The organism is Sandaracinus amylolyticus (assembly GCF_021631985.1).
GTDB lineage: Bacteria > Myxococcota_A > Polyangia > Polyangiales > Sandaracinaceae > Sandaracinus > Sandaracinus amylolyticus_A.
Genome location: NZ_CP070225.1, coordinates 7,790,733 through 7,809,785, shown reverse-complemented (window position 1 = coordinate 7,809,785; position 19,053 = coordinate 7,790,733). Strand labels below are relative to the sequence as shown.

Sequence of the window (19,053 nt, the reverse complement as noted above, 5' to 3'; positions counted from 1 at the left end):
GCGCGCCATGCGCTCGCCGTTCCCAGCGCGCTCTCGTCTTGTCGTCGCCTTGCTCGCGGTGCTGGCCGCAGCCGCGTGTCCGTCCTCGCGCGGAGCGGCACAGTCGCCGGCAATCACCGTCGGCGCGCCCGCGCCGTCGTGGGCGGAGATGATCGAACCGCCGCCACCGCGTGCGGAGCACGAGAGCGCGCTCGAGCAGCTCCTCTTCGATCAGCAGTCGCAGCTCTCGCCCGAGGCGCAGATCGACTTCCATCGCGTGGCGTACCGCGTCTCGACGACCGCGGGGCTCGCCTCGGGCTCGCAGATCTCGATCGAGGTGAGCTCGCGCGAGGAGCTCGTCTGGCACTGGGTGCGCCGGATCCGTGACGGAGTGGCGACCGACGTGCTCGCGCGGGAGCGCGTCCGGGTGATCCAGCCCGAGTCGCGCCTCGACGACGGGCTCTACGACGAGCGTCGCTCCGCGCTGCTCTTCGTCGAGGACGTGCGGGTCGGAGACATCATCGACCACGCGTACTCGCTGCGAGAGGACACGTCGCTCTTCGGCGGGCTCCACGCATCGCGCATCCCGATCGGATGGCCGGGGGCGCGGCGCGTGCACTTCGCGGCGCACTGGCCGAGCGACCGCGCGGTCCTCACGCAAGTGCACGAGATGCCGCGCGGCTACCGCGTCGTGAAGACCGACGGCGCGCTGCGGGTCGATGCGCTCGACGTGCCGTTGGCGGACCTCGCCGACGATGCGCCGTCGTGGATCGTCGGCGCGCCGTGGGTCGAGATCTCGGAGTTCGCCGCGTGGTCCGACGTCGAGCGCTGGGCGCGGCCCCTCTACGCGATCGACGATCTCGACGCGGTGCTCGCGAACGTCCCGATGGATCGGATCCGCGCCGCCGGTGATCGCGACGCGCAGGTCGAGGCCGCGCTGCAGTTCGTCCAGGACGAGGTGCGTTATCTCGGCGTCGAGGTCGCGCACAACGCGGTCGTGCCGCACGCGCCGGCCGAGGTCGCGCGCCGTCGCTACGGCGACTGCAAGGACAAGGCGCTGCTGCTCGTCGCGATCCTCGCGGGGCTCGGGGTCGTGGCGGAGCCCGCGCTCGCCAGCACGACCGCGGGCGTGTCGATCGACGGCGCGCTGCCCTCGCCCGCCACGTTCGATCACGTGGTCGTGCGCATCCACCTCGGTGGCCAGTCGGTGTGGGTCGACGCGACCCGCACGCTGGAGCGAGGTCCGGCGCAGAGTCGGCCCGCGCTCACGGTGCGTCGAGCGCTTCCGATCGGCGGGCCGGAGCGGACGCTCGTCGAGGTGCCGCTCCCGATCGCGGCGGAGCCCACGCAATTCGTCGACGAGCGATACGTCGTAGCCGGCGCCCAGAGCACGCTCCGCGCGATGACCGTCTATCGCGGGCCGCACGCCGCGCGACTTCGTTCGTACGCCGACGCAGGCCGGACCGAGTCGATCGGCGAGGGCGCGCTCGAGTTCTATCGTGAGCTGGGGCTCGACGTGCGCGCGCTCGAGCCGCTCCGCATCGAAGACGACGCGCGAGACGGCACGGTGACGGTGCACGAGCGCTATGCGCTCGACGAGTTCTGGGCCGTCGAGGAGCGCCGGCTCGACGCGTGGGCGGTGATCGACCACCTCCCGGTCCCGAGCGAGTCGCGCCCGCCCGGCCCGCTCGTGCTGCCGTACCCCATCCACGTGGTCCATCGCGTCTCGGTCGCGAACGATCGGGGCTGGGACATCGAGAACGAGCACGAGGTCGTCGAGACCGAGGAGCTGCGGGTGTCCCGCCGCGTGAGCGTTCGGGGGCGCGAGCTCGAGATCGAGGTGAGCCTGCAGACGCTCGCCGATCACGTCCCCGCCGAGCGCCTCGAGGCCTATCGAGAGCGCGCTCTGGCTGCGGACGCGCTCGCGCGGTACTCGGTGATCGAGCACGCGGAGCCGAGCCCGTGGCGCCGCGTGATCCCCTGGATCGTGCTCGGGATTCCGGTGCTCGTGGTCGTCGGCGTGCTCGCGGTCGGCGCGTTGCGACGGCGGCTGGGCACCCGACGGAGCCGCGCGTTCCGACGCATGCAGAGCTTCGCGGGCGGCGAGTCGGCGCAGGCGGCGATCGAGGTGGGCGATCGCGACGAAGCCGAGCGAGAGCACCGAGTCGCGCGGTGCTGCGGCGCGCACGTCGAGGGTGGGCAGTGGTCGCAGGCGCAGCTCGGGGGTGCCCGCCTGTTCGTGCACTCGGCGACGTGCCCGAGCTGTGGCCGCGCCCATCGGCGGTACTACCGACAGCGCGACGCGGCGTGAGCACGGCAACGCGGCGCGGCTCGCTCCGATGAGCCGCCCCGTCATGCGAACGACCCTCGCTCTCGCCGCCGCGCTGCTCGTCCTTCCGTCCACTGCTGCTCACGCGCAGGAGCTCGAGCGCGCGCGCGACGCGCACCGCGAGGCGACCGCGATGGCATCGGGACCGTGCTCCGATCGCGCGCTCGTCGTCGTGCGCATCGCCGAGCGCATGAAGCGCGAGCACGATCGCGCCGTGCTGCATGCGCTCGATGCCGAGCTCGCCACCGCACGCCGCACGATGCGCGCGTGCGGGCAGAACGCTCCGCCGGCGCCAGCGGCCGTGCGCGGTCGTCTGGTGCTCCCGGCCCAGGTGCTCGAGACGCGCGGATCCTCATCGTTCGACGTGCGGCTGCTCCACCGGATGATCGAGACCCGCCAGGCCGCGCTGCGCGCCTGCTACGAGCGCGAGCTCCGCGACGATCCGGCGCTGCAGGGAACGGTGGACGTCGAGGTGAGGGTGCTCGGCTCGGGGAGCCTGGAGGTCCGCGAGCTCCACAGCTCGATCGCCGATCCCGACGTCGGCGCGTGCGTCGAGCGCGTGCTGAGCGGCTTCCGCTTCAACCCCGGCCCGCGCACGCCCGCGTCCTACGCGCTGCGCTTCGCGTTCGAGCGTCAGCCGTAGCGATAGGTCCGACCGCGCGAGATCAGCGACACCACCGCGAGCAGCAGGATCGATCCGAGGATCGCCCACGCGATCGGGAAGCGCATCCCACCGACGTTCACCGCGAGCAGCTCGGGCAGCCCCGTCGCGTGCGCGAGCATGATGCCGATGAGACCGCCGACGAAGCCCGTGCCCGTCGCCGCGAGCAGCCCGCCCGGGTAGCGCACGATCGCCTGCGCGATCAGCCCGACCACCAGCGAGAGCACGAGCAGGATCAGTAGACCGACGAGACTGATGTTCATCGCCTTTCTCCTCGTCGGGCGCTCACCGCATCGGGCGTGCCACCACGCCGCGACGCAGGTCCGTCCGAGGTCTCGATGCGCGACCTGCGGCGATGCGCCCCGCCGTGACGCGAACGTCGTCGCGTGGTGGTAAAGGGAACCGATGACGGCGAGCGAGCGAACGAGCGACGACGAGAAGCAGCGTGCGATCTACCGCGATGCGGCGGACGCCTACGATCGTCTGGTCCGCGCGGAGGACGCGGACGGAGCGCTCCCACGCGCGCTCGCGGAGCTCGCGGTGGTGCGCGGCGCGCGCGCGCTCGACGTGGGCTCGGGCACGGGGCGCGTGGCGCGCGTGCTGCTCGAGCTCGGTGCGCGCGAGGTCGTCGGCGTCGATCGCGCGCCGGCGATGCTCGAGGTGGCGGCGCGCTCGCTCCCTGCCGATCGCGTCCGGCTGATCGAGGCCGATGCGCGCGCGCTCGATCTCGCGTCGATCGGCGGTGAAGGATCGTTCGATCTCGCGACGGCCGGCTGGTGCTTCGGTCACTTCCGGCACTGGATGCCGGACGGATGGCGCGACGAGGTCGGCCGCGCGCTCGACGCGATGGAGCGCGCGGTCGCGCCCGGCGGCGCGCTCGTCGTGATCGAGACGCTGGGGACCGGGCACACCGAGCCGCGCCATCACGACGCGCTCGAGGAGTACTTCGCGCTGCTCGAGGCGCGGGGCTACGCGCGGCGCTGGATCCGAACCGACTACGCGTTCGCAACGAGCGACGAGGCCGCCGAGGTGCTCGGCGCGTTCTTCTCCGAGGCGCTCGTCGCGCAGATCCGCGACCAGCGTCTCGCGCGCGTCCCCGAGTGCACGGGGATCTGGCACCGCACGGGTCGATAGTCAGCGCTCGAGCCCGACTGCCTGCGCGACGTCGTCGCGATAGGCGAGCCAGCGCTCGACCGCCTCGTCCATCGCGCTCACGACGCGCGGGCGATCACTCTCCGCGACGTGATCGAGCATCATCCGCCACGCCGCGAGGCGATGATCGCCCTCGACCCCGCGATGCGCCTTGGTGAGCGCGAGCGACGCGAGCGGCAGGCCGTAGTGCACGACCAGCGGATGCTGCTCGAGCGGCGGCTCGGGCCGCGCGGGCGCGCTCGTGTCGAAGAGCGCGCGCTCGTGCGGCGTGCCCTCGACGAAGAGCGTCACGATCGCGGTGGCGACCGCCCATCCCCGCTGGTTCGTCGCGTCGTCGAGGAACGCGCGATACCGCGCCGCGCCGGGCAGCAGCTCGACGCGATCGAAGCGCGAGAGATCGAACCCGAGCCCGCGCGGGTACTCGAGGAAGAGCTCGGGGTGCGGCTTGCCCGCGTGGAGGCCGCCGGTCTCCTCCTCGTAGAGGTTCTCGGCGAGCTCGCGCCGCACCGCCGCGATCGGGCACTGCACGTAGGCGCGCCCGACCATCACCGGGAAGTCGCGTACGTAGACCTCCCACTCCTGCTCGAGGTGCACGTGCAGGCGCGACTTCGCGACGCGCCCCGACGTGAACGAAGGCCAAGCCCAGTGGACCTTGCGCTCCATCACACGGAGGAGCGCCTCACGGAACCCGTCGCGATCCATCGCGAGAGATCCTAGGCGCCGAGCGCGTCGCCGCCCAATTCGTGTGCGATGCTGCGCGCCGATGACGACCTCGCGCGCTGCGATCCTCACGTTCGCCCTGCTCACGTCGTGCTCGTTCGGCGTCGAGCAGTATCGCGAGCGCCCCCCGGCTCCGTCGCTCGCGATCCGGATGGTCGCGATCGAGGGCGCGGAGGGCGAGGTGTTGCCGCGATGGTCGGGCGCGACCGACGAGCTCCTCGCGGTGGAGCACGGCGTCGTGGTCGAGTCGCACAACATCGTCCACGTGCGGCTGCTCGTGTCGCCGGACGGCTCGCGGATCTTGGTCCTCGATCTCGACGACACCGGAAGGTCGCGCCTCGCCGAGGCATCGACGCTGCACGTCGGCCGCCGCCTCGCGATCGTCGTCGACGGCCGGATCGTCGCAGCGCCGACCATCCTCACCCCGCTGACCGAAGGCGAAGCCTACGTCGCGGTCCCCGACCCCGAGCTCGAGCGCGCATTCGACGCGCTGAGCGCAGAGAACTGAGTCCGTCAGCGCAGCGACCAGCGCGGCACGTCGGTGTCGAGCCCTTCGACCATCACGCTGACCGCGCGCTGCTCGTCGACCGCTCCCAGCAGTGGCAGCGACGCATCGACGTCGAGCGTCGCGTCCATCGTCGCCGACGATCGTGTCGCCGAGCTCCGCACCCCGTCGAGCGCGACCTGGGCCCGCACGCCCATCGGTCCTGCGATCACCGGGAGCTCCGCGCGCGTCACCGTCACACCGAGCGGCTGCGCGCCGTCGGTGCGCAGCTCGCTCATCGTGATCATCGGCGCGCCCGCGCGCATGATCTCCACGGTGCGCATCGTGATCGGCGGTGCGCCCGCCGCGGCGAGCTGACCGAACCCCGCGACCATCGTCCCGATGCGCTCGGGGATCGAGAGCGCATCGAGCATCGCGCCCCATCCGCTGCCTCGCAGCCCCGCGCCCACGTCACCGCGCAGATCGATCCGCGCGACACCGCCCTCGACCCGCGTCGGCGCGCCGTTCGCGATCCCGACCGTCACCGGCTCCACCACCTCGACCGCGGTCACGACGCCGCTCGCGATGGTGCAGCGCGTCGGCGCGACCACGAGCTGATCGAGCGACATCGCGATCTCCACCGCGAACCGATCGTCGCACTCGACGCCACGCTGCGAGAGCTGCCCGCGCGCGATCATCGTGGCGATCGCGTGACGCCCCAGCACCAACCCCATGCCGCCCACGCACGCCAGCGCGACCGCGAACAGCGCGAAGCACCCGATCACGCGCCCCGCTCCGCCGCTCGACTTGCTCATCCTTCGTCTCCCCGCCTATCCGACGCGCACCACACCCGCGTATCCTCGCCGCATGCGCCGAGTGTCGTGGTCGACGTACGTCCTGCTCTCGCTCGCGCTCGTCGGATGCCCCGGTGGTAACTCGCCCGCCGACGCAGGCCCACCCGACGCGACGACCTCGGGCGACGACGACGCCGCGACGCCGATCGACGCTGCCCAGACCCCGATCGATGCATCGACGCCGATCGACGCAGCGATGCCCGACGGCGGCACCACACCCACCGGCTCCACCGCCGCGCCGCCCGCCGAGATCGTGCGCACCGGCACCGGCGGCTTCCTGCTGCGCGGCACCGTGCTCGCGCCGGACGGACCGATCGTCGATGGCGAGGTGCTGATCGTCGGCGACTCGATCACGTGCGTCGCCGACGACTGCAGCGCGTCGCCCTCGGCCGACACCGTCACGATCATCGACACCCACGCGACGATCTCCGCGGGCCTCATCGACGCGCACAACCACGCGACCTACGACTTCCTGCCCGAGTGGGTGCCCGCGGACATGGCGCTCTTCGGCAATCGCTACGAGTGGCGCGCCGACGACGACTATCGCGCCCACGTCGAGCCCGAGGCCCGCCTCGAGTCGTGGGGCAGCGGCGATCCTCGCAACCGCCAGCACATGTGCGCCGCGCTCCGCTACGCCGAGCTGCGCTCGGTGATCCACGGCACCACGACGATGATGGGCCAGGCGCCGGATCGACAGTGCGCGCAGGGCCTGGTGCGCAGCGCCGAGCACGCGCACGGTCTCGGCACCAACACGATGCGCACCACGATCTCCGGTGCGTGCGAGAGCGCGATGAACGACGCCGCGCGCGTCTCGATCGTGAGCGCGTTCCGCGCCGGCGATGCCACGCGCCACGCGGTCCACATGGGCGAGGGCTACACCGGAGGCGGCGCCGCGACCGATCCCACGCGCGAGCTCGACTGCTACGCGGGCCGCCATCGCTACACCACCTCGCTGCTCTTCGACACCGACGGCACGCCGTTCGGCGCCGCGCTCTTCATCCACGCGGTGCCGTTCGACGACGACGATCTGATCGAGTCGATGGGCGCCGGCGCGCACTTCGTGTGGTCGCCCTCGAGCAACATCCTGCTCTACGGCCGCACCGCGCCGATCGGTCGCATGCTCGAGCTCGGCCTGCCCGTCGCGCTGGGGCCCGACTGGACGGTGTCGGGCTCCGACGAAGTGCTGAGCGAGATGCGCTTCGCGCTCGAGTGGGCCGCGGCCGAGGGCGTCGCGCAGGTCACGCCCGAAGCGCTCGTCGAGATGGCGACCCTCGGCGGTGCCGACGCGGTCGATCTCGGCGCGCACATCGGACGCCTCGCGCCGGGCCTGCGCGCCGACGTCGTGGTGTTCGGTCGCGTCGCGAGCAGCGATCCCTACCTCGCGGTCACCGACAGCCGCGCCGCCGACGTGCGCCTCGTGATGATCGACGGCCGCGCCTACTACGGCGATCTCGCGCTCGAGGACGCGACCGCCTTCAACGGCTCGTGCGACACGATCGATGCGTGCGGCGCGTCGAAGTTCCTCTGCGCCGCGGGCACCACCGAGGCCGCGACCGCAGGCGCCGAGACCGTCGACGAGATCGAGTCGCTGCTGCGCAACTACCTCGAGACCGGCTGGCTCCAGGACCCCGACGGCACCGGCCCGCTCGCGCCCGAGCCCCGTGCGTTCGTGCTCGACGGCGACGACCTCGCGCCGCTGATCGACTGCTCGCTCTGAGCGCGCTCTCGCTCGAAACAACCGAGGGAGACGACTTAGCTGATCTCGCCGGGGCGTTTGCCCTGTGTGGTCGGCGCTCGCTGTGTGAAGCCGCTCTCGCGCCGTTGTCGCCCGTCGGATGCGGGCGGCACGTCGCTCTGGTACTTCGCGAGCGCCTCCGCGATGCGACGGATCTCCGCGCGCTGCGCCGGACCGAGCGCGTTCACGGCGTCGAGCAGAGGCCTCAGCTCTTCGTCCGCGAGCGGTTGCTCGAACCCGAGCAAGTCGTTCGGTGTGGTCCGCAACACGTTGGCGAACGTCACGAGGGTCGGTAGCGATGGCAGACAGCGCCCGCGCTCGATGCGGCTCACGAGCTCGGGCGAGACACCCGCGAGCTCGGCCAGGCCGCTCTGCGAGAGCCCGAGGGCGTGGCGGCGCTCGCGGATGCGATGCGACACGCTCTTGGCGACGGGAGTCACTAGGGTCTCGTGAGTACTAGGGAAATCGGCGCTCGCCAAGGGACACCGCGTCATGGCGGGCGTATTCGGGATACGGTACCGCAATCCACGGGCGGTACTGTGTGACGGCTGGTTCCTTCGGCCGTTCGGTCGTGATCGCCATACTCGCCTCGTGAGAATCCTCGTGTCGACCCCCCGCGTCGTGATCGCCGACAAGCCCTCGGGCGTGTCGGTGCATCGGGGCTGGGACGACTCGCGCGACACGATGATGCACCGCCTGCGCGATGCGCTCGGCACGTGGGTGTACCCGGTGCACCGCCTCGATCGCGCGACCAGCGGCGCGCTCGTGGTCGCGCTCGATCCCGACACCGCGCGCGTGCTCTCGGCGTCGTTCCAGGAGGGACGCGTCGAGAAGGAGTACGTCGCGCTGGTGCGCGGCGCGCTCGACGCGCCGGGCACCGTCGATCACGCGATCCCGGCGCGCGAGGGCGGCGAGCGTGTCCCCGCGATCACCGAGTACACGCCGATCGCGATCGCGCGCGATCGCTACACGCTGGTGCGCTGTCGTCCCCGCACCGGACGGCAGCACCAGATCCGTCGCCACATGAAGCACCTGAGCCGCCCGCTGCTCGGCGACACGACCTACGGCGACGGCAAGGAGAACCGGAAGATGCGCGAGGAGATCGCGCTGCACCGGCTCGCGCTGCACGCCGAGCGCATCGTGATTCCCGATCCCGACGACGAGACGCGCACGCTCGAAGGGCGCGCCCCGCTCCCCGACGATCTGCGCGCGCCGCTGGAGCGCCTGGGCTTCCCGCCCGACGTGCTCGACACGATCGGCCGCTGACTCCGGAGGAAACTACCGCGCGAAGATCCGAGCGGGATCCTTGAAGCTCTTGAGCTCGATCGCGTTCCCCGACGGGTCCTCGAAGAACATCGTCGCCTGCTCGCCCACCTGGCCCGCGAAGCGGATGCGCGGCTCGATCACGAACCGCACGCCCTTGTCGCGCAGGGCGTCGCGGGTCGTGTGCCACTGCTCCCACGGCAGGATCGCCCCGAAGTGCCGCACCGGGACGTCGTCGCCGTCGACCTCGTTCGCGCTCGCGCTCCCGCTCTTCGCGCTGACGAGGTGCGCCGTGATCTGGTGTCCGAAGAAGTCGAAGTCGATCCAGCGCGCGTCCTCGCGCCCCACGCGACAGCCGAGCAGCCCGGCGTAGAAGGCGCGCGCTGCTTCGAGATCGTTCACCGGGAACGCGAGGTGGAAGGGGATCGTCATCGCGCGAGTGATCGCGCGCGCGCCCATCGCGATCAAGACGGCTCGAGCCCCCACGCGACGAAGCGCTCCACCGCGCGCACGACCTCGCGCTCGCGCAGGATGCGGCGATGGCCGAGGCCCTCGGTGCGCATCAGCGTCGCGCCCGGCCACGCGTCGGCGAGGCGACGGCCCTTGTCGAAGGGCACCTCCTGATCGCCGAGGTCGTGCACCACGAGCAGCGGCGCGTACTGCGTCGCCGCGGTCTTCTCGGTGACGACGTCCTCGAGCGACACGTCGTAGCGCTCCTCGATGCGCTGCTCCATGCGCGCGCGGAGGTCGTCGGAGAGCCCCATCATCCGCGCGAAGCCGCGCGAGAAGTCGCGCAGATCCGCGGGCGGCGCGATCACGACGTAGCGCTTCGCGAGACCGTGGCTGCGCACCGCCCACGTCAGCGCGGCGCCGCCCATCGAGTGGGCGACGATCGCGTGCAGCGGACCGAGGGCGCGCGCCGCGTGCTGGATCGCGTTCGCGACGTCGAAGAACGTGCAGGTCGCGCCCGGGGTGTCGCCGTGGGCCGGCGCATCGAACGCGACCGCGCGGAAGCCGAGCGCGGCGAGGCGCTCGCCGATCGGCGCGAGCTGCGACCCGCGTCCTTCCCATCCGTGCACCAGCAGCACACGCGGGCCGGCCTCGCCCCACTCCCACGCCGCGAGGGGCGCGCCTTCGCTCGGGATGAGGAAGTGACGAGCGCGCGCGAGCGCCTCGAGCTCGCGCGCCGGGCGGGGCGCACGACGCACGGTCGTGAAGATCCGCTCGGCGAGACGGGCCGCGACATCGGGCGACGCAGCGGCCGCGACCTGCAGCGCGGCGCGTGCGGCCTTCAGCGCCGCGGGGATCGCGTCCCCGCGATCTCTAGGCCGAACGTTCGTGCTATTTTCCGAGGACACATCGAGGGAACCGTCGATCTCGGACATGACGAGCCTCCTTGGGCGACGAGGAAGTCCTCGGAGCTCAGTCCGAGGATCCCCGCGCGTGGCGGATCATTCGATCGAAGCCGCGGCGCACCCGCGCGTCGGCCTCGGTGTCGCGCAGCATGCGCGAGATGAGGTGGTGCCCGTGGGCGAGCGCCGCGATCTCGTACGCGAGCTGCTCGGGCGCGATGCGGGCCTCGAAGTGCCCTTCTTCCTTGGCGATGCGGACCGCGGTCGCGAGGGTGTCGAGCCAGTCGCGCTGCGCGGCCTCGAGGCGATCGCGCACCGGGCCCGGGCGATCGTCGAGCTCCGCCATCGCCTGGACCACGATGCACCCGCCCGGCATCGCGCACGCGAAGTCGAGCCAGCGCTCGAAGAGCGCGCGCACCCGGGGCTCGCCGCGCGGCTTCTTCAAGGAGGGCAACACCACGCTCTGCACGAAGCGCGAGAGCGTCTCCTCGAGGATCGCGAGCTGCAGCGACTCCTTCGACTTGAAGTGCGCGAAGAGCCCGCTCTTGCTCATGCCCGCGCGGTCCGCGAGCAGGCCGATGGTCACGCCCTCGAGCCCGAGCTCGCTCGCCAGCGCGATCGCGTGGTCGAGCACGGCAGCTCGCGTCTCTTCACCCTTGGTGACCATGACCACCCATGAATAGCACGACCGTTCGTCTCTGCAAGTCAGCCCACCGGATCGGGCGGACCGCCCTCGACGTTCCCGAACGGCTGCCCGAGCGCGCGACCTCGCGACGCCTCGAAGTGCCCGAGCGCCCAGTGCACGGTGGGGAACGCGAGCTCGCTCCACGGGATCTCGTCCCACGCGAAGAGCCGCACCTCGAGCGACTCCATCCCCGGCGCGCACTCCTCGCGCACCATCCGCGCGCGATAGAAGAGCTGCACCTGCGAGATGTGCGTGATCGAGTAGACCGCGAGCAGCCCGTCGAGCGCGATCTCGGCGCACGCTTCCTCGCGCGCCTCGCGCATCGCGCCGTGCTCGGGCGACTCGCCGAGCTCGAGATAGCCCGCGGGCAACGTCCAGAACCCACGCCGCGGCTCGATCGCGCGACGACAGAGCAGCACGCGTCCGTCCTCCGAGGTCACCACCGAGCCCACGACGATCTTCGGGTTCTCGTACGCGACGTAGGCGCACTCGGGACAGACGAGGCGCGGCTTGTCGTCGCCCTCGGGCACCCGTCGCTCGCGCGGGCCACGCGTGATCGGGAGCTTCATCGCGTCGAGGCTCCGGCTCGGACGCGCGTGGACAGGGCCAGCGGCATACGCACAGGATAGTCGAGCGCCGGAGGTGGTGGTGTCGAGCGGAGGGGAGCCCGTCGAGCGCTTCGTGATGCCGCCCCGCGACGAGGGCGAGGGCGCGATCGAGCTGAGCCCTTCGTTCTACACGGAGCTCTGGTGGCTCGCGCAGGCGGGCATCGTGGCGGCGACCGCGACGATGGTGCTCCTCGCGCTCGCGGTCACGCGCGGCTTCGCGCCGACGTCGGCGCACGGCGTGTGGATCGCGGGCACCGCGCTCGGATGGCTGCTCCTGGTGCGGGCGCGCGGGCCGCGGCGGGCGCGGATCACCTGGGATCGATGGGGCGTGACGCTCGAAGAGGGCGGCGTGCGCACCGCGATCGCGTGGGCGGCGGCGCGGTGGCGCGCGGGGACGGCGGTGGTGCGGCTGCGCGACGCCGAGGGCCGCGAGATCGTCTGCGCGAGCGCGGAGAGCGCCGACGCGCCGCTCGGTCGGCCCCGCTGCGCCGACGAGCTGCGTCCGCTGGTCGCCGCGGTGCGCGGGCTGCCGCAGGATCCCGATCCGATCGACATCGGGGCGAGCACGCGCGCTCGCGCCGGGCTCTTCGTCGGTGCGGTGCTCGTGCTCGCGATCGCGCTGATCGCGGCCCTGCAGCTCGGGCATCGCGCGCTGGTGGTCGTCACGATCGCGCTGACGGTGCTGGGCGCGATGTCGTGGCGCGCGCTGCGCGACGTGGTGGTCGTGCTGCGACGAGCGCGCGCGATGCGCGGAGCGCGCGTGGCGCAGGTCGAGAGCGAGGGCGAAGGGCTGCGGGTACGGATGCCCGACGGGACGTGGACGCCGCTGCGGGTGGAGGGGTACGTCGCCGACGCACGCCTCGGATCGCGCGGCGAGGACGTGCATCTCGTGCTCGAGACGAGCGCGGCCGCGAGTGGCTATCGCGACGCCGGGCACGTGGTGGCGCGCGCGCTCGAGACCCCCGGCGAGCGCAGCGCGCGCCGGCGATGCCTCGCGCTCGCGGTGCTGCAGCTGATCGGCACCGCGGCCTCGATCGCGACGCTCGCGGTGATCGTCCCTGCGCCGCGGCCGCCTCCGGAGCCGCTGCCGGCATCGACGCTCGGGCCTCCGCCTCCGCCGCCCCGCGCCTGGCCGATCGCGCCGCGCCCCGACGAGAGCGCGTACGAGCGCGAGCAGCGCGTCGAGGCGTGGCGCACGTCGGGCCCGCACCTCGCGTGGACGTACGAGTGCGAGACCGGGATCGGGTGCTATCGAGTGCCGGTGCTCGTGGATCGCGCGAGCGGGCTCCACCTCGTGTGCGACGCCGAGCATCGCGCCGAGTGCGAGGCCCGCATGCGCGCGCTCGGGATGACCCAGCCGCTCCCCTAGCGCGGGCGCGCGAACGCGGCGCGCGCGGCCTCGACCTCGTCGCGCAGCGCGCAGCCCTCGAAGTGATCGTTCACCAAGCCCACCGCCTGCATCATCGCGTACGCGGTCGTCGGCCCGAAGAAGCGGAAGCCGCGCGCCTTGAGCGCCTTCGCGAGCCGCTCGCTCGCGGGCGTCGTCGGCATCGCCTTCACCGTCGCGAGATCGATGCGCGCCGGGCGCTCCTTCGCGGGCGGCTCGAAGCACCAGATCACGCGCGCGAGCGAGCCTTCCTGCTCGATCAGCGTCACCGCGGCACGTGCGTTCGCGATCGCGGCCTCGATCTTCCCGCGGTGCCGGATGATCCCGGGATCGGCGAGCAGACGCGCCACGTCGCGCTCGCCGAAGCGCGCGACCCGCGCGGGATCGAAGTCGTGGAACACCTCGCGGAAGCGCGCGCGCTTGTGGAGGATCGTCCGCCACGAGAGCCCGGACTGGAACCCCTCGAGCACGATCTTCTCGAAGAGCCGACGATCGTCGGCGATCGGACGACCCCACTCGCGATCGTGATAGTCGAGGTAGAGCGCGTCGTCGCCCGGCCACGCGCAGCGCGCGCGCCCGTCGGTCCCTCGGATCAGCCCGTCCACCCGGCGGATCTTGTCCCACCGGGTGGCACCGCGCCGCGCCGAGCGTCGGGCCGTGGCTCTGCGCCGCGCTGACCCCGAGTGGCTCGCGCCTAGGTGCCCACTCATGAGCTCGGAGACTGCGATCCGCATCGTGGTGCTCTCGCTGGGCGCGTTGCTCGCGCTCGCGGCGCTCGCGCGGGTGCGGCGGCTCGAGGCCGCGTACGAGTCGCGCTGGAGCGCGCGCGCAGACGTGCTCCGGCCGCGCATCGGCGACGGATACCGGGCGTCGCGCGCGACGATGTGGATCGCGCGCGGGGTGCCGCAGCTGCTCCGCCGCGGGGCCGCGTTCGGGACGATCGCGGCGGTGCTCGACGTGCTCGCGATCGCCCTCGCGCCGGTGGTCGCCATCGAGGCGCTCGCGCCCCGGGGTCCTCGCGCGCTGAGCGCGCTCCTGGTGCTGGTGCCGGCGACGATCGCGGGCACCATCGGGGCGCGCTCGCTCTTCCGCGACGGAGAGCGGCTCGCGCGCTGTGATCCCGAGGAGCTCGAGCCGCGCGCCGGGCTCGAGGGCCGGTGGCTCCACTTCGGAACGATGCTGCTGCTCGCGCTGCTCGGGCTCGCGTACGACGGACTGCTCGCGTTGCTCGCGACGAGCGCGATCGTGCTCGCGGCGCTCGAGCGTCACGTCACCCGCGAGTCGTGGCGCCGAGTGCGCGACGCCGAGCGCGCGTCCCACGCGCCGAGCCGCGCGCTCCGCGCCTGAGGACCGCGGGGAGGACTCGGAGTCGGGCTCCGCTGCGCTGTGGTACGGTCGATCGCATGAGCGAGCTGGTCTTCGGGAGCGGCATCGCCTTCACCGACGCGGCTCGACAGGCGCGCGGGGGAACGGAGTCGACGCTCGAGCCGGTGCTCGGCGCCGCCCAGCTGATCGGGACGCCGCCCGAGGGCGCCGAGGACGAGGACTGGTCCTTCCAGACCCGCGCGATGACCCACGGCGCCGCGAGCATGCGGCTCGGGATCGATCTCTGGCGCGCGGTCGTGTTCCCGGTGCGGAAGGTCACGAAGACGTTCCCCGGGACGATCCTCGTCGGGCGCGCGAGCTCGAGCGACGTGCTCGTCGATCATCCGAGCATCTCGAAGCTCCACGCGCGCATCCGCCGCGCCCCCGACGGGACGTACACGCTGCAGGACGCGGGATCGCGCAACGGCACGGCGATCGGCGGCAAACCGGTGGGCTCCACCGAGGTCGCGCTCCCCCCCGGCGCGACGGTCCGGCTCGGTGACTGGACCCTCCGTTTCGAGCGGCTCGCCGAGACGCTCGTCCTCCTCCGCTCGTCGTGATCCGCTCCATGCCAGTGATCCTGTAAGGGTTGACTTTTCCCGTCTGACCAGGCGACATCGTCGTTTGGGAAGCGGGGAGGGGGGCGCGGATCGTGGTCGGAGAGAAGGCACCCAGCGGTACCGAGAGCCCGGACGACACGGGCGCGGGTGTCGAGCAGAGCGGTGAGGCGCGCGCGGAGCGGCCCCCCGCGTCGATGCCGCCAGCCGGAGAGCTGCTGCCCCGGGAGCTCACCTCGAAGTACCGGCTCGACTCGCTGATCGCGATCGGCGGCATGGGCCGCGTCTATCGGGCGACCCAGCTGCCCCTCGATCGCAAGGTCGCGATCAAGCTGCTCGCGATCCAGAAGGGCAACGACGACTTCCGGAAGCGCTTCTTCCTCGAGGCGTCGATCAGCTCGAGGCTGAAGCACCCGAACATCGTCACGGTCCACGACTACGGCGAGACGTCCGACGGCGGGCTCTTCATGGTCATGGAGCTGCTCGACGGCGAGCCGCTCACCGACGTGCTCGCGCGCGAGGTGCGCGTCGAGCCGGGCCGCGCGAGCCGCATCGCGCTGGAGATCTGCCGGGCGCTGCGCGCCGCGCATCGCGAGTCGCTCGCGCATCGTGATCTCAAGCCGGGCAACGTGATGCTCACGCGCGGCGAGGACGACGAGTCGGAGCACGTGAAGGTGCTCGACTTCGGCCTCGTGAAGGTCTTCCAGGAGAACCAGGAGATCGCGCCGCTCGAGCGCGACCTCACGCGCGGCGAGACGATGCTGGGCTCGCCTCGCTACATGGCGCCCGAGCAGATCGTCTGCGATCCGGTCGACAACCGGACCGACATCTACGCGCTCGGCGTGGTGCTCTTCTCGCTCGTCGCGGGGCAGGTGCCGTTCGGCGGCAAGAGCGCGGTGTCGATCCTCCAGCAGCACCTGAACGCGCCGGTGCCGAACGTGCGCGATCGGATCGTGCTGCGAGCCGGCGAGACGCGCGCGCCCGAGATGCCCGCGGGGCTCGAGGCGGTGATCAAGCGCTGCATGGAGAAGCGCCCGAGCGATCGCTTCCAGAGCGTCGCCGAGGTCATGCAGGCGCTCGCGAAGATCGACGGCTCGTCGCTGAGCAGCATGCGCAGCTCGCACGATCAGAGCGTCGAGATCAGTGCGTCGGGGCCGGTGATGCTGCGCTCGCCGAGCGAGGTGCCGGGGACCACGCCGACGCCGCAGCCGATGCCCGCGGAGCTGCGACCCTCGCGCGCGCGCACCGGCGCGGTGGTCGCGGTGGTCGCGGGCGCGGCGACGGTCGCGGGGCTGCTCGCGTGGGGCGGCGGGGCGAGCTCCGATCCCACGCCCGCTCCCGCGCCCACGGTCGCGGCGACGCCGGTGGAAGCGCCGGCTGCGCGGCCGACGCGCGTGATCGTGACGTCGGATCCCGCGGGCGCCGAGGTGCGCGCGCGCGGCGACGTGATCGGGACGACCCCGCTCGAGCAGGAGATCGCGGGCGAGCGCGGCGAGCGCGTCGAGCTCGAGGTGACGCTCGAGGGACACCGCCCCGCGCGCGTGCCGGCCGTGCTCCAGGGCGACTCGGTCGCGGTGCACGTGGAGCTGCACGAGCTCGCGCCGGTCGCGCCGCCGCCGGTCGAGGTCGCGGCGCCGATCGCTGCGCCTCCCCCGGTCGCGACCACGTCTTCCTCGTCTTCGCGCTCGCGACGCGCGCGCACCGAGACCGCGCCCGCCGCGGTCGCGACTCCTTCGCCTTCGACTTCTCCGCCTCCGCCCGCGACGACGACGAGCCCCGCCGTCTCGCCGGAGAGCCCGCGCCGCGGCGTCGTCGACGACACGCGCGCTCGATCGGTGCCCGTCGTCGACTGATGCCAGGCACACACCTCGAACCGAATCGCCGCGCCGCACCGGGCCTCGAGCCCTCGGGAGGCAGGATGAACCGACCGTTTTCCCACACGCTCGTCACGGGCGCGCTCCTCGCGCTCGCGACGCCCGGATGCTCGTTGATCCTCGATCCCCAGATCGACGAGGGCGGTGGCCCGCCGCCGATCGAAGGCACGATCGACGTCGGCTTCCTCTACGTCGGCCCGGTCGGTGATCACGGCTGGACGAAGACCCACGACGACGCGCGGCTCTATCTCGAGGAGAACGTCGACGACGTGGCGACGCACTACTCGCCGACCGTCGCGGTCTCCGACGCGGCGCGCGTGATCGACGAGTTCGTCGCGCGCGGCGACGACGTGATCGTCGGCACCAGCTACGACTTCCTCGTCCCGATCCAGGCCGCGGCGCTGCGTCATCCCGATCGCCGCTTCCTCATCTGCTCGGGCTTCCAGACCGGGCCGAACCTCGGCTCGTACTTCGGCCGCATGGAGCTCGCGCTCTACCAGGCCGGCGTGCTCGCGGGACGCATGACGCGCGGCGATCGCATCGGGCTCGTGGGGCCGGTCGTGATCCCGGAGTCGGTGCGTCACATGAACGCGTTCACGCGCGGCGTGCGCTCGGTGAACCCCGACGCGCGCGTGCTCGTGCGCTGGACCTATGCGTGGTTCGATCCCGAGGAGGAGACCGCGGCGACCGAGGAGCTCGTCGCGGCGGGCGCCGACGTGATCTTCGGGCAGACCGACACGCCCGTGCCGATCCAGGTCTCGGCCGAGCTGAACGCGCTGGACGAAGGGCCGGTCTACTCGATCGGCTACGACAACCCCGACAGCTGCCAGTTCGCTCCGTCGCGCTGCCTGACGAGCGCGTACTGGAACTGGGGCCCGATGATCACGCGCATCGTGAGCGAGATGCGCGACGGCACGTGGGAGCCCGCGGAGCCGATCTACGAGCAGATGAAGCCCGATCCCTCGGAGAGCGTGGTGTACCTCGCGCCCTTCGACCCGACCGGGCCGGTGCCCACCGCGGTGCGCCTCGAGATCGAGGGGCTCGTCAGCGAGCTCACCGCCGACAGCGAGGAGAGCCGCCACTATCCGTTCCGCGGGCCGGTCGAGGACAACCGCGGCACGACGCGCGTGCAGTCGGGCGCGGTGCCGACCGACGCCGATCTGCTGAACATGTGCTGGTTCGTCGAGGGCATCTACGAGCTCGACGGAACGACGCCCGCGGTGGTGCCCGCGGTCTGCCCGGGGGTGCGGTGATGCGTGGGATCGTCTCGATGGCGCTCGCGCTCGCAGTGGTGCTCGGGAGCGCTGCGTCGGGGTCGGCGCAGGAGGAGCCGCCGGAGTTCCAGGGGCTCGTCGATCGCGGCATGGAGCACTACGCCGCGCGCGAGTACGAGCAGGCGATCGAGCTCTTCCAGCAGGCGTTCTCGATGCGCGCCGAGCCGGAGCTCGTCTACAACATCGCGCGCTCGTACGAGCGCCTCGCGCGGCGTGACGATGCGATCCGCGAGTACGAGCGCTTCGTCGCGCTGCCGGGCACGACGGCGGAGCTGCGCTCGCGCGCGCACCAGTCGATCGCGGCGCTGCGCGAGGAAGCGCGGCTCGAGGCCGCGTCGCGCGCACCGGCGACCACGCAGCCCGCGAGCACGACGCCGAGCGCGGCCACCCCGCCGCCGAGCGAGACGCGCACGACGCAGCAGCGTGGATCGAGCGGCGTCGGGACCGCGGGCTGGGTGCTCACCGGCATCGGTGGCGCGGCGGTGGTCGCGGGCGTCATCACGGGCGTGCTCGCGGTCGATCGCAACGCGGCGTTCGAGGACGCGACGCTGCGCAGCGAGCAGATCCAGCTGCGCGACGAGGTCCGCACCTACGCGCTCGTGACCGACGTGCTGCTGATCGGCGGCGGCGTGATCGCGGTGACCGGGATCGTGCTCGCGATCGTCGGCGCGAGCGAGTCGGGCGAGCGCGAGGACGCGGCGACGGCGATGCAGGTGATCCCGCTGGTGAGCCCCGAGGTCGCGGGCGTCGGCGTGTCGGGTCGGTTCTGATCGC

The 19,053-nt window shown here is 72.4% G+C and carries 21 protein-coding genes; 12 read left to right on the top strand and 9 right to left on the bottom strand.

Translation table 11 applies throughout. The features are described from left to right. Positions 1-148 precede the first annotated feature (148 nt). Together I5071_RS33000 and I5071_RS32995 are read left to right on the top strand one after the other, a co-directional pair. Complete coding sequence (locus I5071_RS33000; RefSeq protein WP_236517254.1) at positions 149-2,290, top strand: DUF3857 domain-containing transglutaminase family protein; 2,142 nt, start codon at positions 149-151, stop codon at positions 2,288-2,290. After that, positions 2,244-2,951 carry an AgmX/PglI C-terminal domain-containing protein gene (locus I5071_RS32995; RefSeq protein WP_236517253.1) on the top strand — a complete coding sequence of 236 codons (708 nt, stop codon included), beginning with the start codon at positions 2,244-2,246 and terminating at the stop codon, positions 2,949-2,951. Before I5071_RS33000 ends, I5071_RS32995 begins: the two co-directional genes overlap by 47 nt. Here the strand turns inward: I5071_RS32995 and I5071_RS32990 are convergent. Next, on the bottom strand, positions 2,942-3,232 hold the full coding sequence (locus I5071_RS32990) for a hypothetical protein (RefSeq protein ID WP_236517252.1): 291 nt from the start codon (positions 3,230-3,232) through the stop codon (positions 2,942-2,944). The two genes, I5071_RS32995 and I5071_RS32990, sit on opposite strands and share 10 nt — an antisense overlap. Before the next feature lie 142 nt (positions 3,233-3,374). Here I5071_RS32990 and I5071_RS32985 point away from each other — a divergent pair, with 142 nt between their 5' ends. Continuing rightward, a complete protein-coding gene (locus tag I5071_RS32985; RefSeq protein ID WP_236517251.1) occupies positions 3,375-4,103 on the top strand; it encodes a class I SAM-dependent methyltransferase in 729 nt (242 codons plus the stop codon). Here the strand turns inward: I5071_RS32985 and I5071_RS32980 are convergent, their stop codons facing one another. Further along, positions 4,104-4,823, bottom strand: a complete 720-nt coding sequence (locus I5071_RS32980; RefSeq protein WP_236517250.1) for an iron-containing redox enzyme family protein — start codon at positions 4,821-4,823, stop codon at positions 4,104-4,106. It abuts the gene before it with no gap. Positions 4,824-4,884: 61 nt separating this feature from the next. Here I5071_RS32980 and I5071_RS32975 point away from each other — a divergent pair, with 61 nt between their 5' ends. Next, positions 4,885-5,349: a SecDF P1 head subdomain-containing protein gene (locus I5071_RS32975; RefSeq protein WP_236517249.1), complete on the top strand. Its 465-nt coding sequence runs from the start codon at positions 4,885-4,887 to the stop codon at positions 5,347-5,349. Positions 5,350-5,354: 5 nt separating this feature from the next. Here I5071_RS32975 and I5071_RS32970 read toward each other — a convergent pair whose 3' ends face one another. Further along, positions 5,355-6,140 (bottom strand): hypothetical protein, encoded by a 786-nt coding sequence (locus I5071_RS32970; protein ID WP_236517248.1) that lies wholly within the window; start codon positions 6,138-6,140, stop codon positions 5,355-5,357. Positions 6,141-6,192: 52 nt separating this feature from the next. Here I5071_RS32970 and I5071_RS32965 point away from each other — a divergent pair, with 52 nt between their 5' ends. Then, the gene (locus I5071_RS32965) at positions 6,193-7,896 is read left to right on the top strand and encodes an amidohydrolase family protein (protein ID WP_236517247.1); all 1,704 of its coding nucleotides are present in this window, start codon (positions 6,193-6,195) and stop codon (positions 7,894-7,896) included. A gap of 35 nt (positions 7,897-7,931) precedes the next feature. Here the strand turns inward: I5071_RS32965 and I5071_RS32960 are convergent, their stop codons facing one another. Next, a complete protein-coding gene (locus tag I5071_RS32960; protein WP_236517246.1) occupies positions 7,932-8,393 on the bottom strand; it encodes a helix-turn-helix transcriptional regulator in 462 nt (153 codons plus the stop codon). A gap of 124 nt (positions 8,394-8,517) precedes the next feature. On the opposite strand from I5071_RS32960, the gene I5071_RS32955 reads away from it, so the two are divergent. Then, entirely contained in the window at positions 8,518-9,180 is a 663-nt protein-coding gene (locus tag I5071_RS32955) for an RluA family pseudouridine synthase (protein ID WP_236517245.1), read from the top strand. A gap of 12 nt (positions 9,181-9,192) precedes the next feature. Here the strand turns inward: I5071_RS32955 and I5071_RS32950 are convergent, their stop codons facing one another. From I5071_RS32950 to I5071_RS32935, 4 genes are read right to left on the bottom strand one after another with little or no spacing between them, the layout of a single operon-like run. Further along, positions 9,193-9,609 (bottom strand): VOC family protein, encoded by a 417-nt coding sequence (locus I5071_RS32950; RefSeq protein WP_236517244.1) that lies wholly within the window; start codon positions 9,607-9,609, stop codon positions 9,193-9,195. Between the two features lie 32 nt (positions 9,610-9,641). Next, positions 9,642-10,562: an alpha/beta hydrolase gene (locus tag I5071_RS32945; RefSeq protein ID WP_236517243.1), complete on the bottom strand. Its 921-nt coding sequence runs from the start codon at positions 10,560-10,562 to the stop codon at positions 9,642-9,644. A 37-nt stretch (positions 10,563-10,599) separates the two neighbouring features. After that, the gene (locus I5071_RS32940) at positions 10,600-11,196 is read right to left on the bottom strand and encodes a TetR/AcrR family transcriptional regulator (RefSeq protein ID WP_236517242.1); all 597 of its coding nucleotides are present in this window, start codon (positions 11,194-11,196) and stop codon (positions 10,600-10,602) included. A gap of 38 nt (positions 11,197-11,234) precedes the next feature. Beyond that, a complete protein-coding gene (locus I5071_RS32935; RefSeq protein WP_236517241.1) occupies positions 11,235-11,783 on the bottom strand; it encodes an NUDIX hydrolase in 549 nt (182 codons plus the stop codon). Positions 11,784-11,862: 79 nt separating this feature from the next. Here I5071_RS32935 and I5071_RS32930 point away from each other — a divergent pair, with 79 nt between their 5' ends. Then, positions 11,863-13,191: a hypothetical protein gene (locus tag I5071_RS32930; protein WP_236517240.1), complete on the top strand. Its 1,329-nt coding sequence runs from the start codon at positions 11,863-11,865 to the stop codon at positions 13,189-13,191. On the opposite strand, the gene I5071_RS32925 is transcribed toward I5071_RS32930, so the two are convergent. Next, positions 13,188-13,823: a DNA-3-methyladenine glycosylase I gene (locus I5071_RS32925; RefSeq protein WP_419249677.1), complete on the bottom strand. Its 636-nt coding sequence runs from the start codon at positions 13,821-13,823 to the stop codon at positions 13,188-13,190. The genes I5071_RS32930 and I5071_RS32925 overlap by 4 nt on opposite strands. 94 nt (positions 13,824-13,917) lie before the next feature. Between I5071_RS32925 and I5071_RS32920 the strand changes: the two genes are divergently transcribed. The 5 genes from I5071_RS32920 to I5071_RS32900 all read left to right on the top strand — a co-directional run bounded on the left by I5071_RS32920 (position 13,918) and on the right by I5071_RS32900 (position 19,049). Beyond that, entirely contained in the window at positions 13,918-14,556 is a 639-nt protein-coding gene (locus I5071_RS32920) for a hypothetical protein (protein WP_236517239.1), read from the top strand. 56 nt (positions 14,557-14,612) lie between these two features. Further along, a complete protein-coding gene (locus tag I5071_RS32915; protein ID WP_236517238.1) occupies positions 14,613-15,134 on the top strand; it encodes an FHA domain-containing protein in 522 nt (173 codons plus the stop codon). A 92-nt stretch (positions 15,135-15,226) separates the two neighbouring features. Further along, a complete protein-coding gene (locus tag I5071_RS32910; RefSeq protein WP_236517237.1) occupies positions 15,227-16,984 on the top strand; it encodes a serine/threonine-protein kinase in 1,758 nt (585 codons plus the stop codon). Positions 16,985-17,049: 65 nt separating this feature from the next. Then, positions 17,050-18,258, top strand: a complete 1,209-nt coding sequence (locus I5071_RS32905) for a BMP family ABC transporter substrate-binding protein (protein WP_236517236.1) — start codon at positions 17,050-17,052, stop codon at positions 18,256-18,258. Continuing rightward, on the top strand, positions 18,258-19,049 hold the full coding sequence (locus tag I5071_RS32900) for a tetratricopeptide repeat protein (RefSeq protein WP_236517235.1): 792 nt from the start codon (positions 18,258-18,260) through the stop codon (positions 19,047-19,049). The genes I5071_RS32905 and I5071_RS32900 overlap by 1 nt, the downstream gene beginning before the upstream one ends. The last annotated feature ends 4 nt before the right edge of the window (positions 19,050-19,053 follow it).

What these genes read in the sequence shown, in the direction of transcription:
- I5071_RS33000 (WP_236517254.1), top strand. Translation starts at nt 149, where the DNA reads ATGATCGAACCGCCGCCACCGCGTGCGGAGCACGAGAGCGCGCTCGAG.
- I5071_RS32990 (WP_236517252.1), bottom strand. Translation starts at nt 3,232, where the DNA reads ATGAACATCAGTCTCGTCGGTCTACTGATCCTGCTCGTGCTCTCGCTG.
- I5071_RS32985 (WP_236517251.1), top strand. Translation starts at nt 3,375, where the DNA reads ATGACGGCGAGCGAGCGAACGAGCGACGACGAGAAGCAGCGTGCGATC.
- I5071_RS32980 (WP_236517250.1), bottom strand. Translation starts at nt 4,823, where the DNA reads ATGGATCGCGACGGGTTCCGTGAGGCGCTCCTCCGTGTGATGGAGCGC.
- I5071_RS32975 (WP_236517249.1), top strand. Translation starts at nt 4,885, where the DNA reads ATGACGACCTCGCGCGCTGCGATCCTCACGTTCGCCCTGCTCACGTCG.
- I5071_RS32970 (WP_236517248.1), bottom strand. Translation starts at nt 6,140, where the DNA reads ATGAGCAAGTCGAGCGGCGGAGCGGGGCGCGTGATCGGGTGCTTCGCG.
- I5071_RS32965 (WP_236517247.1), top strand. Translation starts at nt 6,193, where the DNA reads ATGCGCCGAGTGTCGTGGTCGACGTACGTCCTGCTCTCGCTCGCGCTC.
- I5071_RS32950 (WP_236517244.1), bottom strand. Translation starts at nt 9,609, where the DNA reads ATGACGATCCCCTTCCACCTCGCGTTCCCGGTGAACGATCTCGAAGCA.
- I5071_RS32945 (WP_236517243.1), bottom strand. Translation starts at nt 10,562, where the DNA reads ATGTCCGAGATCGACGGTTCCCTCGATGTGTCCTCGGAAAATAGCACG.
- I5071_RS32940 (WP_236517242.1), bottom strand. Translation starts at nt 11,196, where the DNA reads ATGGTCACCAAGGGTGAAGAGACGCGAGCTGCCGTGCTCGACCACGCG.
- I5071_RS32935 (WP_236517241.1), bottom strand. Translation starts at nt 11,783, where the DNA reads ATGAAGCTCCCGATCACGCGTGGCCCGCGCGAGCGACGGGTGCCCGAG.
- I5071_RS32920 (WP_236517239.1), top strand. Translation starts at nt 13,918, where the DNA reads ATGAGCTCGGAGACTGCGATCCGCATCGTGGTGCTCTCGCTGGGCGCG.
- I5071_RS32915 (WP_236517238.1), top strand. Translation starts at nt 14,613, where the DNA reads ATGAGCGAGCTGGTCTTCGGGAGCGGCATCGCCTTCACCGACGCGGCT.
- I5071_RS32905 (WP_236517236.1), top strand. Translation starts at nt 17,050, where the DNA reads ATGAACCGACCGTTTTCCCACACGCTCGTCACGGGCGCGCTCCTCGCG.
- I5071_RS32900 (WP_236517235.1), top strand. Translation starts at nt 18,258, where the DNA reads ATGCGTGGGATCGTCTCGATGGCGCTCGCGCTCGCAGTGGTGCTCGGG.